At 61.6% G+C, this 14,714-nt stretch carries 11 protein-coding genes; 6 read left to right on the plus strand and 5 right to left on the minus strand.

The window, feature by feature from the left end:
* Positions 1–96 precede the first annotated feature (96 nt).
* Positions 97–3,585, minus strand: coding sequence for a transcription-repair coupling factor (gene mfd, locus So717_RS10220; RefSeq protein ID WP_159976820.1), 3,489 nt, complete (start codon positions 3,583–3,585; stop codon positions 97–99).
* 33 nt (positions 3,586–3,618) lie between these two features.
* Complete coding sequence (locus tag So717_RS10225) at positions 3,619–4,146, minus strand: component of SufBCD complex (RefSeq protein WP_159976822.1); 528 nt, start codon at positions 4,144–4,146, stop codon at positions 3,619–3,621.
* 120 nt (positions 4,147–4,266) lie between these two features.
* Here So717_RS10225 and hemB point away from each other — a divergent pair, with 120 nt between their 5' ends.
* The 6 genes from hemB (at position 4,267) to So717_RS10255 (ending at position 10,067) form a co-directional block, all read left to right on the plus strand.
* Positions 4,267–5,271, plus strand: a complete 1,005-nt coding sequence (hemB, locus tag So717_RS10230) for a porphobilinogen synthase (protein WP_159976824.1) — start codon at positions 4,267–4,269, stop codon at positions 5,269–5,271.
* 107 nt (positions 5,272–5,378) lie between these two features.
* The gene (locus So717_RS10235; RefSeq protein ID WP_159976826.1) at positions 5,379–5,945 is read left to right on the plus strand and encodes a lipid-binding SYLF domain-containing protein; all 567 of its coding nucleotides are present in this window, start codon (positions 5,379–5,381) and stop codon (positions 5,943–5,945) included.
* Between the two features lie 674 nt (positions 5,946–6,619).
* Positions 6,620–7,036, plus strand: a complete 417-nt coding sequence (locus tag So717_RS10240; protein WP_159976828.1) for a DUF2852 domain-containing protein — start codon at positions 6,620–6,622, stop codon at positions 7,034–7,036.
* Between the two features lie 116 nt (positions 7,037–7,152).
* Positions 7,153–7,629, plus strand: a complete 477-nt coding sequence (locus So717_RS10245) for an RDD family protein (RefSeq protein ID WP_238840802.1) — start codon at positions 7,153–7,155, stop codon at positions 7,627–7,629.
* A 67-nt stretch (positions 7,630–7,696) separates the two neighbouring features.
* Complete coding sequence (locus So717_RS10250; protein WP_159976830.1) at positions 7,697–8,515, plus strand: arginyltransferase; 819 nt, start codon at positions 7,697–7,699, stop codon at positions 8,513–8,515.
* A 136-nt stretch (positions 8,516–8,651) separates the two neighbouring features.
* A complete protein-coding gene (locus So717_RS10255; RefSeq protein ID WP_159976832.1) occupies positions 8,652–10,067 on the plus strand; it encodes an alpha/beta hydrolase family protein in 1,416 nt (471 codons plus the stop codon).
* A gap of 66 nt (positions 10,068–10,133) precedes the next feature.
* Here the strand turns inward: So717_RS10255 and So717_RS10260 are convergent, their stop codons facing one another.
* The 3 genes from So717_RS10260 to So717_RS10270 all read right to left on the minus strand — a co-directional run bounded on the left by So717_RS10260 (position 10,134) and on the right by So717_RS10270 (position 14,677).
* On the minus strand, positions 10,134–12,488 hold the full coding sequence (locus So717_RS10260; RefSeq protein ID WP_159976834.1) for a TRAP transporter large permease: 2,355 nt from the start codon (positions 12,486–12,488) through the stop codon (positions 10,134–10,136).
* 42 nt (positions 12,489–12,530) lie between these two features.
* Entirely contained in the window at positions 12,531–13,463 is a 933-nt protein-coding gene (locus So717_RS10265; protein WP_174239029.1) for a TRAP transporter small permease subunit, read from the minus strand.
* 125 nt (positions 13,464–13,588) lie between these two features.
* Positions 13,589–14,677, minus strand: a complete 1,089-nt coding sequence (locus So717_RS10270) for a TRAP transporter substrate-binding protein (RefSeq protein ID WP_159976836.1) — start codon at positions 14,675–14,677, stop codon at positions 13,589–13,591.
* Positions 14,678–14,714 lie beyond the last annotated feature (37 nt).

A 14,714-nucleotide genomic window follows, 5' to 3' on the forward strand; every position in this document is an offset into this window, starting at 1 on the left:
CCTCCGGTTTGACGAGAGGGGACTTCACCCCCACCCAGGGTCTGGGGCTGACCTCCGCTCTCCAATAGCAATTCGATAAGGCTTTGAAATACCGATTTAGCTCGCCTTGGCGCGCTTGGCCTTGCGCTCGGCCACAACCTTCTCCGCCAGATCGCGTGCAATCGCAAAGGCGCCCTTGATCTTGTCGGCATCGCCTTTCCAGTCGCGGCGCACGACAATCTTGTTGTCCTTGACCTTCGCCAACCCGCGCTGATCCTGAATGAATTCCACCAACCCCTGCGGCGAGGCAAACTTGTCGTTGTGGAACTGGATCGTGGCGCCCTTCGGCCCACCGTCGAGCTTGGCAATCCCGGCCTTCTTGCACATGGCCTTGATCCGCACGACCAGCATGAGCGTGTTTACCTCTTTCGGCAGCTTGCCAAAGCGGTCGATGAGCTCAGCGGCAAAGCCCTCCAGCTCCACCTTGGTCGTCAGGCTGCTGAGCCGACGATAAAGACCCAGCCGCACGTCGAGATCAGGCACATAGTCCTCGGGGATCAGCACCGGTACGCCCAGATTGATCTGCGGCGCCCATTGATCATCAGCATCCGACAGCCCCTCCATCTCGCCCGCGCGGATCTTGGCAATCGCCTCTTCGAGCATCGATTGATAAAGCTCAAAGCCTACGTCACGCATCTGGCCGGACTGCTCTTCGCCCAAAAGATTCCCCGCCCCGCGAATGTCCAAATCCTGGCTGGCCAGCGTGAAACCCGCGCCCAGCGTGTCGAGGCTGGAAAGCACACGCAGGCGTTTCTGCGCCGTATCCGTCAGCTTGGCGCGCGGCTTGGTGGTCAGATAGGCATAGGCGCGCGTCTTCGAGCGGCCCACCCGCCCCCGGATCTGATAGAGCTGCGCCAGACCAAACATATCCGCGCGGTGCACGATCATCGTGTTCGCCGTAGGGATGTCGAGGCCCGATTCCACAATCGTTGTGGCCAGCAGGACATCAAATTTGCCATCATAGAAGGCGTTCATCCGGTCATCGAGCTCGCCCGCTGCCATCTGCCCATGCGCCACCACGTAGGTCAGCTCTGGCAGCTGCTCTTTGAGGAACTCCTCAATCTCCGGCAGATCCGAGATGCGCGGCACCACGTAGAAGGACTGCCCGCCGCGATAGTGTTCGCGCAGCAGCGCCTCGCGCAGAGTGACCGTATCGAACTCGCTCACATAGGTGCGGATCGCCAGACGGTCGACCGGTGGCGTGCCGATGATGCTGAGGTCACGCACGCCCGTTAGGCTCAGTTGCAGCGTGCGCGGGATCGGTGTGGCCGTCAGCGTGAGCACGTGAATGTCGCTGCGCAGCTGCTTCAGCCGCTCTTTATGCATCACGCCAAAATGCTGTTCTTCGTCGATCACCAACAGGCCGAGGTTCTGGAAGCGCACGCCCTTGGCCAGCAGCGCATGGGTGCCGATCACGATGTCCACGGTGCCACGAGACATGCCATCGCGGGTGGCATTGGCCTCCTTCGTGGTCACAAAGCGGCTCAGCTGACGCACGTTGATCGGGAAGCCCCGGAAGCGCTCTGCAAAGCTCTTGTAGTGTTGCCGGGCGAGCAAGGTCGTGGGGGCGATCACCGCCACTTGCACGCCCGACATGGCGGCGACAAAGGCTGCGCGCATGGCCACTTCGGTCTTACCAAAGCCCACGTCGCCGCAGACCAACCGATCCATCGGGTTGCCGGAGGTCATGTCGCCAATGACCTCTTCGATGGCGCGTAGCTGGTCGTCGGTTTCCTGATAGGGGAAGCGTGCTGCAAAGGCGTCCCACATGCCGGGCGGTGGCTCCAGCACCGGCGCCTTGCGCAGGGCACGCTCCGCCGCGATGCGGATCAGCTTGTCCGCCATCTCGCGGATGCGCTCTTTCAGCTTCGCCTTCTTCGCCTGCCAGGCGCCCCCGCCGAGACGGTCGAGCAGCCCTTCCTCATGCCCGTATTTCGACAGCAGTTCGATGTTCTCAACGGGCAGGTAAAGCTTTGACCCTTCGGCATATTCCAGAAGGATGCACTCATGCGCAGCCCCGGCGGCGGTGACTACCTCAAGGCCTTTGTAGCGCCCGATGCCATGATCCACATGCACGATCAAATCGCCGGGGCTGAGCGATTGTGTCTCGGTCAGGAAGTTCTCCGCCCGGCGTTTGCGCTTAGGGCTGCGGATCAGCCGGTCGCCCAGCACGTCCTGCTCGGACACGACAGTGATCCGAGCATCTCCCGCCTTATGGTCCCAAGGCCCCTCAAACCCATGCTCCAGCGCCCAAACCGCCAGATAGAGGCCCCGCCTGCCAATGCGCGTGGCATCGGGCACCGGGATCGCTTCGGCCAGCCCCTCATCCTCGATCAGCCCCGTCAGACGCTCCCGCGCGCCTTCGGAGTAGCTGGCAATGAGAACCGGCCCCTCCTGCATCTTCACCTTCACATGCGCTGCCAAAGCCCCAAAAAGGCTCAAGGATTCCTGCTGGCGCTCCGGCGCAAAATTGCGCCCGATGCGCCCGCTGGCATCCGTCACCCCCAGCCCCGTCGGCTGTGGCAGGGTCGCCAGTTGCAACACGCGCCGCGCCTCGGTGCAGGCCTGCCAGGCCGCATCGTCGAGATACAGCGCCTCAGGCGGCGCGGGTTTATAGACGCTATCCATCTTCGAGCGGTTTGCCATGGCCAACCGCCGCGTCTCATATTGATCCGCGATGCTGTCCCATCGCGCCAGCCGCGCCGGGGTGATCTGATCGTCCAGCGAAATCGCCGCCTGCGGCAGATAGTCAAAGAGCGTGTCCAACTCCGCGTGGAAGAATGGCAGCCAGTGCTCCGCCCCCTGATGCTTGCGCCCCGCGCTGATCGCCTCATAAAGCGGGTCGTCCGTTCCGGCAGCCCCGAACTCAATCCGGTAGTTCTGGCGAAACCGCGTGATGGAGGCCTCGTCGAGGATGACCTCCGACACCGGCGCAAGCTCGACTTGATCGAGCTTCTCCGTCGTCCGCTGGCTCGCCGGATCGAAGCGCCGCGCGCCGTCCAGCACGTCACCAAAGAAATCGAGCCGCACCGGCCCCAGATCACCGGGCGGATAGATATCCATGATGCCGCCGCGAATGGCGTAGTCGCCCGGCTCGGTCACCGTGGGGCTTTGCACAAAGCCCATACGCACGAGAAAAGCGCGCAGGGCCACTTCATCCACCCGGTCGCCCACGCGGGCGGAGAAGGCGGCATCTTGCAAGGTCGCACGGGCTGGCACCCGCTGCATCGCTGCGTTCAGCGTGGTGAGCAGGATAAACCGCTCCGGCATGCCATGCACCAATCCGGCCAGCGTCGCCATCCGCTGCGCCGAGATATCGGCATTGGGCGAGACCCGGTCGTAAGGCAGGCAGTCCCATCCGGGAAAGACCACCACAGGCATGTCAGGCGCAAAGAACCGCAGCGCCGCGCGCATCGCCGCCAGCCGTTTGTCGTCGCGCGCGACATGCAGAATGGGCTGGCCGCGCGTCTCCAGTTCCTGCAGCAGAACGCGGGCGTCAAAGCCTTCGGGCACGCCGGAAATGGTGATATGTTTGGGTGGGGCCATGGGCTGCTTCAATTGGCGCTTCCGCTGCGGGTGTCAACCGCCCAGCGGACCAATTGCGAGATTCTGATACATCCCCCAGAGTGCGGTGATGAAAATAGAGATCACGCCGATCATTTGCACATAGAGCCGATGCCGGATCAGCCGCCGCCTCAGGGCCTCGCCTGTCGGTTCCGTCTGATAGATCAGCCGCGCGGTCGAGAGCGACAAGAGCCCCACAAGCGACATCGGCAGCCCCAGCAGAAACAGCGCCTGTGCAATCTCCAGCCGGTAGAAGAACCCCAGAACGCCCAAGCCGGTCAGCAGAAAACACCCCAGCCCCAACAGCCACAGCCCGGAGACATTGGCGATGAACAACAGCCGGTTGGTGTTGATGCGCACCATGTCTTCGAGGTCCTGCTCGGCCTGCCCGCCATAGCGCCGCGCGCGCGCCACCATATCGAATGGCACGCCCAGCACCCAGTGGCTTGCCGTCGACCACAGCACCGCCAGTGCGATCCAGAACCAGAGGTTCGAGAAGGACCGCATGTCGATCAGCTCAAAGATGTTCTGGTAAAGGTCCAAAGGCGCAGGCTTTTGTTGCGTGATTTGCCTCTCTTAGCGGGGCGGCGCGGCAATTCCTACCCTTGGCCCTGCGAAAAATCCGTGGCAGTCATGCAGTGTCACAAAAACTGGACAGATGCCATGCGACCCACTCAGAGCCCCTTCCCGGCCACCCGCCTGCGCCGCACTCGGCAAAGCCCCGCGATCCGCGCGCTGACCCGGCAGAACAGTCTCAGCGTGGATGACTTCATCTGGCCGGTGTTTGTGCGGGCGGGCGAAGGGATTGAGGAGCCGATCCCCTCGATGCCCGGGGTCTATCGCCGCTCGGTCGATAAGATCGCGAAGGCCGCGCGCGAGGCGGCGGATCTGGGCATCAAGGCCATTTGCATCTTCCCCTACACCGGCATCGAGGAGCGCACGGAAGATTGCGCGGGCGCCTGGGACCCGGAGAACCACGCCAACCGGGCGATCCGCGCGATCAAGGCGGAGGTGCCGGAACTGGCGGTGATGACGGATGTGGCGCTGGATACCTACAACATCAACGGTCACGACGGCTTTGTCGAAGACGGCGAGATCGTGAATGACCGCACGGTCGAGGCGCTGGTCAAGATGACGCTGGCGCAGGCCGACGCGGGCGCGGATATCATTGGACCCTCCGACATGATGGACGGGCGCGTGGGCGCGATGCGGCAGGCGCTGGAAGCGGCGGGCCATCAGAATGTGATGATCCTGAGCTATTCGGCCAAATACGCCTCGGCCTTCTATGGCCCGTTCCGCGATGCGGTGGGTGCTTCGGGTGCGCTGACCGGCGACAAGAAGACCTACCAGATGGACCCAGGGAACTCCGACGAAGCGCTGCGGCTGATCGAGCGCGACCTGCGCGAAGGCGCCGATATGGTCATGGTCAAACCGGGCCTGCCCTATCTAGATATCTGCCGCCGGGTCAAAGAGACCTTCGGCGCTCCGACCTATGCCTATCAGGTCTCGGGCGAGTTCAGCATGATCCAGGCGGCGGCGCAGCATGGCTGGATCGATGGCGAGAAGGTCATGATGGAAAGCCTGATGGCCTTTAAACGCGCAGGATGCGATGGCATCCTGACCTATTTTGCCCCCGCCGCCGCACGGGTGTTGAACGGACAGCGGTAAGCTGCGCAGCTTATGAGCTTTTGAGTGACAGCACGCCCGCCTCGGCGTATATTTGCGCACAAGTCGGACAAACCGGCATCAGAGCAATGAAATTACAGGCGGATGACATGAACAAGATAGATCTTACTCGTCGGGGGTTCACCCTCGGCGCACTGGCGGGGGTGTCGGTCACGGCGGCCTGCGGCAACGGCATTGGATCGCGTGGCGCGCAAGCGCTCGATGCCCGGGTTGATGCAACCCTCGAAGAGATGTACCGGCGCTATCCCAATACCGTGAACCTCGCAGAGAAGTCGAGCGGGATGCTGGTGATGCCACTGATCACCGAGGCGGGCTTCGGCTTTGGCGGGGCCTATGGGCGCGGCGCGCTGCGGGTGAACGAGGCCACGGTGGATTATTACTCCAGCACGCAGCTGTCGGGCGGGCTGCAGATCGGCGCGCAGCAGTATACGCATGTGCTGTTTTTCCTGACGGATGAGTCACTGACCAACTTCCGCCGCTCTCCCGGCTGGGTTGTCGGCGGTGACGTGGAATATGTGATCTCGGATCAAGGCGACGGCGTGAAAGCCGACACCACCACGGCGTTGTCGCCGGTTCAGGCCGCCGTCTTCGGACGCGCCGGTCTGCTGCTTGGCGCGACCTTGCAGGGCACCAAGTATAACCGGATCATTCCGTAAGTGGTGGCGCAGGTCGGCGGCCACGTCTGAACAGGACCGCCGACCCGCTTATACCCGCGCCGTTATATGGCGCCATGGTGGGGCAAGGGCGAAAGCGCGCTCGCGGTAATTTCACGCTTGTGGCGGGTCTTGCGCTCTGACTGGGGCGCTGCGGTTTTGCAGATGGGTGCACCTGTCTGACGATTGGGACCGTTTCCGCCCGATGGCGCAGGTTCCGATCATGGGCCACGACGTTCTGGCCCTGCGCCAGCGGTTTCTCGAAGACTTGAGGAGCAAGAGGCTGCAGACGAAGACGATGTATCTGCGGGCGATGCGGACGTTCCCGCGGTATCTGGGCCCCGCGCCGGATATTGGTGTGGATGCTTCTTTTCGCCCCCCGCCTTCCAGGCGAAGTCAGTAGAAGCGGGCATGTTCGTCGCGCCTGTCGCAGCAAACCGACCAAAACCGTTTGCCGCGAAACCTGGTGTCATTGGTGAAAAACCCGTAGTGCACCAGAGTGGAATCCCCAAAACAATACCCCACAAACTTCTGATATTATTATATATCCTCAGTTAATGTAAAAAACATTCACATCTAGCCTTGTAACCTGCCTGCCGGATCCCAATCTCTGTAATGTGAAAGACATTCACATCCCCGGAGATCCCGAGGACCACACACAGCAGAAAGGCACTTCGATGACCACCGCGACTCATGTCACCCCCCTGCCCAGCCAGCCCGGTTGGTTCACCCGCGCCGAAAACTGGCTTGATTCGAAAGGCAAGGGCGCTTGGATCGCTGCTATGGTCCTGGGCTTTGTCTTTTTCTGGCCGGTTGGTCTGGCCCTTCTCTTCTACATGATCTGGAGCAAACGCATGTTCACATCCTGCAGCCGTAAATCCACCTCCATGCGCCAAGGGATGCGCGCAATGCGACCCAGCGGCAACTCGGCCTTCGATTCCTACAAGGCCGACACGCTGCGCCGTCTCGAAGAGGAACAGGAACAGTTTGAAGCCTTCCTGGAGCGGCTGCGCGACGCCAAAGACAAGGCCGAGTTCGACCAGTTCATGGAAGATCGCTCGCGCAAGGGCGCTGACCCCGCAGCCGAAGCCTGAGCCATCGCGCCGGGGCCCCTGCGGCCCCGCGCACAGGTGAGGGCTGGCGGCACGTTGCCCGCCCTGCCCTCTCCTCATTTGAACCTCAACAGCGTTTAAGCGTATCACCGGGGCGAATGCGCGCCCTTTTCGCGCAGAGCAAAGTGCAGGACATCATGCCGCTTCCCGATCCACACAGCCAGCCAGAGTTCTATGACAGTGTCCCGATGAAACGGCTTCTGGCCTGGGCGGTCGACGCGGTGGTGACGGGCATCGCCTGCCTGATCATCCTGCCCTTCACATTGTTCACGGCCATTTTTATCCTGCCTCTGCTCTTTCTGGTGGTTGGTTTCATGTACCGCACCGTCACCCTGGCCAACGGGTCCGCAACCTGGGGCATGCGCCTCTTCGCCATCGAGCTGCGCCTGCCGGACGGCGCGCCATTGACGCTCGGCACGGCCTTTGCCCATACGCTGGGGTATACGATCAGCTGCGCCATGGCGCCGCTGCAGCTGATTTCCATGGTGCTGATGGCGACAACGGCGCGGGGCCAGGGCCTGACAGACCAGGTTCTCGGAACGGTGATGATAAACCGCCGCAGCACGAGCATGTGAACGCAAACTTCATCTTGGCGGCTGGCAAGGGTCTTGTTATCCTTGGCGTGTAGCGAGTTGGAGTCTCATGCGCCACACATTGCCGATAGCGCCGCAATTCTATGTGACGGCCCCGCAACCCTGCCCCTATCTGGATGGGCGCATGGAGCGGAAGCTGTTCACTGCTTTGCAGGGCGACAATGCGGACAAGCTGAACGACAGCCTGTCGCAGCAAGGCTTTCGGCGCTCGCAAAATGTGCTCTATCGTCCCTCCTGTGCGGAGTGTTCCGCCTGTCTGAGCGCACGCATCGACGTGTCGCAGTTCAGGTCCTCGCGCAGCCAGCGCCGTACGGCAAACCGCAATGAAGATCTGGCGCGACGCGCCACCTCGCCCTGGGCCTCTGAAGAACAATACGAACTCTTCCGCACTTATCTCGACAGCCGCCACGCGGAAGGCGGCATGGCGGATATGGACGTCTTCGAGTTTGCCGCCATGATCGAAGAGACCCCCATTCGCAGCCGCGTGGTCGAATACACTCATAAAGAGACAGGCGATCTGATCGGGGTGAGCCTGACAGATGTGCTCTCTGACGGGCTCAGCATGGTCTATTCCTTCTACGCGCCGGACGAACCCAAGCGCTCACTTGGCACCTATATGATCCTCGATCATATCCAGATCGCCGAAGAGGCCGGGCTGGACTATGTCTATCTGGGCTATTGGGTGCCGGGCAGCCAGAAAATGGGCTATAAGTCCAAGTTCTCGGGCCTTGAAATCTATGTCGGTGGGCGCTGGCAAAAGATGACCAGCCCGGAGGAGTTCACAGCCGACATGCACCCGCTGTCGAACGATCCGATTGCGGAACAGGTGGCCAATATCCACCTGCCGGACACGCGCCCGACGCGCTAGGTCACGCAGCGTCATGGGCGGCACTCCGCCTTTCATTGAACCGTCGTAAACTTCTGTTTTTTGGGCCGTGATAGCGGCGCTACACCTTATGCGTGTGCGCCACTACAGGCTCATCAGAATCGGAGAAAGACCCCCCATGAAGCACATCACCCTGACCACAGCGCTTGTCGCGACAGCGGCGGCATCCCCGCTGGCCGCGCAGAACCGGATCGACGGGCAATCGCCTGATGCACCGGAATTGGCCGCATACGGCACCCTGCCCGTCGGGGTGCGGCAGTTCGAGTTCGTGAACCCGGATCAGATCGACATCGTGTCTGTGGCAGGCGGCGCTGGCACCCCTGGCAACCCGCCCCGCTATGACCGCCCCTTGACCGTCGAAATGTGGTATCCGGCGGCCGCAGATGCCACGGGTGAGACGAAATTCAACACCTTTCTCCGCGACGGCACCACGGAAGTCACACTGGAAGGCCGCGCCATGCGGGATGCCGCTCCGGCTGAAGGGGACGAAGCCTTCCCGCTGCTGATGCTCAGCCACGGGTTTCCCGGCAACCGGTTTCTGATGTCGCATCTGGCGGAAAACCTGGCCTCCAAGGGGTATGTGGTCGCCTCCATCGACCATACGGACTCCACCTACCGCGACCAATCCGCCTTTGGCTCCACCCTGGTGAACCGGCCGCTGGACAATATCTTTGTGCTCAATCAGATGGCGCAGCTCAATAACACCGCAGGGTCGGGGTTCACCGGGCTGATCGACACCGATAACACCGGGTTGGTTGGCTACTCGATGGGTGGCTATGGGGCCATCGTCACGGCAGGTGGCGGCGTCACCGAAACCTCGGTCGGATATCCCTGGGGCGGGCCGAACGGTACGCTGGGCATCCATCAGGCGGGCAGCGACACACATGAGGCCCTGCCGGACGCGCGCATCAAGACGGCGGTGGCGATTGGCCCCTGGGGCATGAATGCGGGCTTCTGGGATGCCGAAGGGCTGGCGGGCATCGACATTCCAATGCTCTTCATTGCCGGGTCCGAGGATGCCACGTCGCTTTATGAAAACGGGGTTCGGGCGATCTGGGAGGGCGCGACCAGCGTTGACCGCGCCTTGCTGACCTTCGACGGCGGCGGGCACAACACCGTGGCCCCCATCCCCGCGCCGGAAGAGAGTTTCTATTACAACGACAGGCTGCGGTTCAATGTCTCGGAGCACTACACGGACGAGGTCTGGGACACGGTGTTCATGAACAATGTGGGCCAGCACTTCCTGACCGCCTGGATGGATCGCGAGCTTAAGGGCGATGTCGACAAGGGCGCCTATCTGAACCTGCTGGCCCGTGGTGGTGACGGGACCTGGTCCGTCAACGATGATGGCACCCTGCGCGACGACCACACCTATTGGAAAGGCTTCGCCGAAGGCACCGCTGATGGGTTGCGTTACGAGGTTCTGCAAGCGGCACCCGCGCCTGTCCCGCTGCCTGCATCGGTCTGGATGATGGCCTTTGGTCTTGCTGGCCTGAGCGTTCTGAAGCGTCGGGCGCGCCGCGCCGCGGCCTGATCTGTCACCACATCATCAAAAAGGGGCCACGAGGCCCCTTCTCTTTTCACAAACGCAGCTGCGCAATCAGTTCGGGATCAGATCCGGTACAAGTGTCACGATCCCCGGAACCCACCACAAAAGCGCCAGACCGGCCACCTGGATCAGCACGAAGGGGATGATCCCGCGATAGATATGGCCCGTGGTCACCTCCTTCGGCGCAACGCCGCGCAGGTAGAAGAGCGCAAAGCCAAAAGGCGGCGTCAGGAAGGACGTCTGCAGGTTCACCGCGATCATGATCGTGACCCATTTGGGGTCAAAGCTGCCGCCATAGATCACCGGTCCGACAATGGGGATCACGATGTAGATGATCTCCAGAAAGTCGAGCACGAAGCCCAGCACGAAGAGCACGATCATCACGATCAGGAAGACCGTGAACTCATTGTCGAAGCTCTTGAGGAACTGCTGGATGTAGTGCTCGCCACCAAAGGAGATCACCACCATATTCAAAAGCTGCGACCCGATCAGAATGGTGAAGACCATGCTCGTGACCTTGGCCGTCTCGCGCACCACGGGGCTGAGCACGCCGGAGGTGTAGAGCACGTAGCAGGAGAAGAGCAGCCCAAAGAGCGCATAGAGATAGGCGGCATAGGCCACGAAAAACGCGACCCAGCTCTCAAAGCTCGGGGTGCCCGCATTGATCCGCAGGTCGAAATTGATGCCCACAAGGATGCAGACGATGATCGCCAGCGTCGACCAGATGATCACCTTCGGCGTGCGGTCCTGGTCTTTGAGCTTGCGGTAGGCTGCGAGCATGATTGCGCCCCCGGCCCCGAGCGCGGCCGCCGGTGTCGGGTTGGTGATGCCACCGAGGATGGAGCCCAGCACCGCCACGATCAGAACCAACGGTGGAAAGACCACGCGAATGAGCTCATTCTGCGCGCAGATCTTGGTGGCATGAACGACGCCATACATCAAAGCTGCAAAGGGCAAGGCCATGAGCACCACGGCGAGCCCCGCGCTTGTGCCCGGGCCAACCAGTAAGATATCCACCAATAGCATCAGGATGGCCCCCACGGCGCCCACGATCAGTGGCTGCGGAGAGGTCGAGGGTGAGACCCCGCGCGCCGTGGTCAGGAACAGCGAGGTCAGCACCACGATGATGGCGATGCCTGTGCCGATGGGCGCAGCGTTTGCGATCTTGGCCGCTTGTGCTTCCGCGAACTCTTCTTCGGACAGCGCCCGCGCCGCCTGCACCCCACCGGCGTCATTGATGGCGGCCTGTTCCGCAACGGCGGTGTCCCAGGCCTCTTGGCCGTGCAGCTCGATCATTGACGCCTGACACTCCGGCCCCACATTGGTGCGCAGCGATGCGCCCTCTCCAATGTCGGAGAAGCGGGAGACCGTGGTCGACTGATCGCCAATCACATTCATATTGCCCAGAAGAATGGCACCAACGATCAGCAAAACAGGCGCGCCAAGGAACCAGGTGAAGGCCTCGCCCCGGGTCACCGGTTCGCCGTTGGTGCTGCCCATCTCGACCGCAGGCGCCTTGTCGGGGTTCAGCAGCGCGTAGCCAAAGGCATAAAGCGCATAGAGCAGCGCCAGCATGATCCCCGGAAGCAGTGCGGCCTGAAAGAGCGTGCCCACAGACAGCACAGCCGGCTCACCCAGATAGGTCAGCGCATCGGTGCAGCCTTCCAACTTGGCCCGGTCTTCCTGCGCGCGGGAGTAGAGATCGCCTGCCAGCGTGCCCAGCAGTACGATCACGATGGAGGGCGGAATGATCTGCCCCAAGGTGCCTGAGGCCGCGATGACCCCGGTCGACAGCTCCGGTGAGTAGTTGTTGCGCAGCATGGTGGGCAGCGCCAGCAGGCCCATGGTCACCACCGTCGCGCCCACAATCCCGGTGGAAGCCGCGAGGAACGCCCCCACAACCACAATGGACACAGCCAGACCGCCCGGCAGTGGGCCAAAGACACGCGCCATGGTGGTCAGCAGGTCATTTGCGATCTTCGAGCGTTCCAGGGTGATGCCCATCAGCACGAACATCAGCACGGCCAGCAGTGTCTCGATGGATTGGCCCGCCAGAACGCGCTCGTTCATGCGGTTCACCACGAAAGAGACATTGCGGTTCATCGCGTCTTCCCACCCTCTGGGGAAGACAGCCTCTTCAATGCGCGGCAAATCCGGGTATCGGAAGACGGATATCGTGTCGGGTTTCACGCCGGAGTTCACCAGATCCCGGTAGACCTGACTGCCCGTGTCGATGGCCTGGTGGATCAGCAACCCCGCACTGTCGAGGGCCGCGATGATCCCGAAGGAAATCACACCGGCCCCCGCGATCGCAAAGGCCACCGGAAAGCCCGAGAGGATGCCACCAAAGAGGCAGATGAAAACGATGATCAGGCCAACTTCGACGCCGTCCAGTCCGAAAAACATGAGTTCAGTCCCTCATTGCGCTGCGTATGCCGCAGCGTCGTTTTAGTGTGTGCCTTCGTAGGCCTCTTCGCCCTCGCCCAAGCTGTCGCGGTCGAGGTATTTGTTCTCGCTCTCGGCGCCCTCTTTCCACTCCAGATACGAGCGGAAGAACATCGACACGGCCTGCAGAAACAGCATGGCGGTGAAGGCGCAGAGCAGAACCTTGAAAAGGAAGTAGGCGTTGAAGCCATTAGGGCTGAAGCCGATGGTCTCCACATTCCAGCGCAGCGCGCGCGATTTGGTGAGCAGCCGGTCCAACGTGTCAGAGGCGGAGGGGTTGGGCACAATCAGATGCCGCCAGAGGAAGAACCACCCGTACATCCAGATCAGCACCGCGACCGGCATCATAAAGAAGACCGCGCCGAACATGTCGATCACCTTCTTGGTGCGGAACTTCACAGCCGAATAGACCAGATCGACGCGCACGTGACCGCCCTGCACGAAGGTGTAGGCCATGCAGAGGCACACAACCATGGCATTATAGAGCTTCAGCTCTTCGGCAAACCAGCTGATGTCGAACTGCAGCGGAATTCCGAACCCGATTGAGATATCGGGCCGGGTAAAGATCCGCTGCATGAAGACGATCACGATCTGCTGGATCACCATCAGCAACCCCGCCCAGGCGAAAAACCGGCCAACCGTGTTGGCAAAGCTCTCCAGCACCTGAACACAGCCCCACATGAAGCTGTTTTTCCAAAGACCGACAGCAAAGACGACCAGAAACGCCGTGAAGACCACAAAGAAGAATTCAACTGATCCCCCATAGTAGACGAAGCGCATGATCGCTTCCTTGCTGGACCAGTCCAGCCAGAGTGCGGGATGCGTGATCGCGTAGAAGAAGTTGTAAAAGGCCAGGCCTATGTTCGTGAAGAACCACAGAATGCCGTCAAAGATGACGGAGAGTGAGCCTGCGGCTTCGCCAGCGTCGTTTTCCATATGTCCCCCTCCGTTGTTGTGCGCCTCTTACCGCACAACAAGGTCTCGCCCGGATCTGCGGCCCCACCGGCCTCGCGCCGTGAAAGGGGCCGCCTGTGGCAGCCCCTTTTTGTGTGGTGGTGCGATCAGCCTTTGGCCAGAACGCGGTTGCGTTGCTCGACGTAGAAGCCGTCGGACTTGAGCAGCCAGTCGGAGCTTTGCGCCAGCGATTCCTCGAAGGAACCACGGATTTTCGCAAAGAGCTCGTCTCCCATGTTCTCGTCCATCACGGTCTTGGAGGCCGCGCCAAAGGCATCCCAGACGTCGTCCGGGAACTGAAGCGTCTTCACGCCTTGCGCCTGCAGACGTGCCAGCGCGGCACCGTTGTTGGCCAATGTTTCGGCCAGCTGGGTGTGCGTGGTCGCCATCGCCGCGTTGGAGATGATCGCCTGATGCGCAGGCGACAGGTCATTCCAGACGTCGAGGTTGACGCTCGCGGCCAGAGCGGAGCCCGGCTCGTGGAAACCGGCGGTGTAGTAGACTTTCGCCACTTCCTGGAAGCCGGCGCGTTCGTCCGCGAAGGGGCCAACCCACTCCAGACCGTCCAGCGCACCGGAAGACAGTGCCTGATAAAGCTCACCACCCGGGATGTTCTGCACCGAAGCACCCAGCTCGCCCAGCACCTTGCCACCCAGACCCGGCATGCGGAACTTCAGACCGTTGAAATCGGACGCGGAGTTGATTTCCTTGCGGAACCAGCCACCCGACTGCGAACCGGAGTTGCCCGCGATGAAGGATTTCAGGTTGAAGATCTCACCCAGCTCGGTGTGCAGCTCGTGGCCGCCGCCGTGGTGGTACCAGTTGGTCACTTCCTGGGCGGTGCCGCCGAAAGGCACGGCGGTGAAATAGGCATAGCCCGGGTGCTGACCGATGAAGTAGTAGTCAGCGGAGTGATACATATCGGCCTGACCGGAGGAGACCGCGTCAAACACCTCAAAGGCGCCGACAAGCTCGCCTGGGGCTTTCTTGTCGATGGTCAGCGTGCCGTCGGACATCGCTCCCACCATTTCCTCAAAGTAGGTGGCCGCATCGTCCAGCACGGCAAAGCCGCGCGGCCAGGATGTCACCATTGTCAGAACGCGGTTGCCTTGCGCAATCGCGGGGGCAGCCAGCGTTGTGGCGGCAGCGGCCGAGCCGCCCAATGCAGATGTCTTTAGAAATGAACGACGGTCCATTTTGGATCTTCCTCCCAGTTATATCTCCCAGTGCGCG

The organism is Roseobacter cerasinus (assembly GCF_009811755.1).
Classification (GTDB): domain Bacteria; phylum Pseudomonadota; class Alphaproteobacteria; order Rhodobacterales; family Rhodobacteraceae; genus Roseobacter; species Roseobacter cerasinus.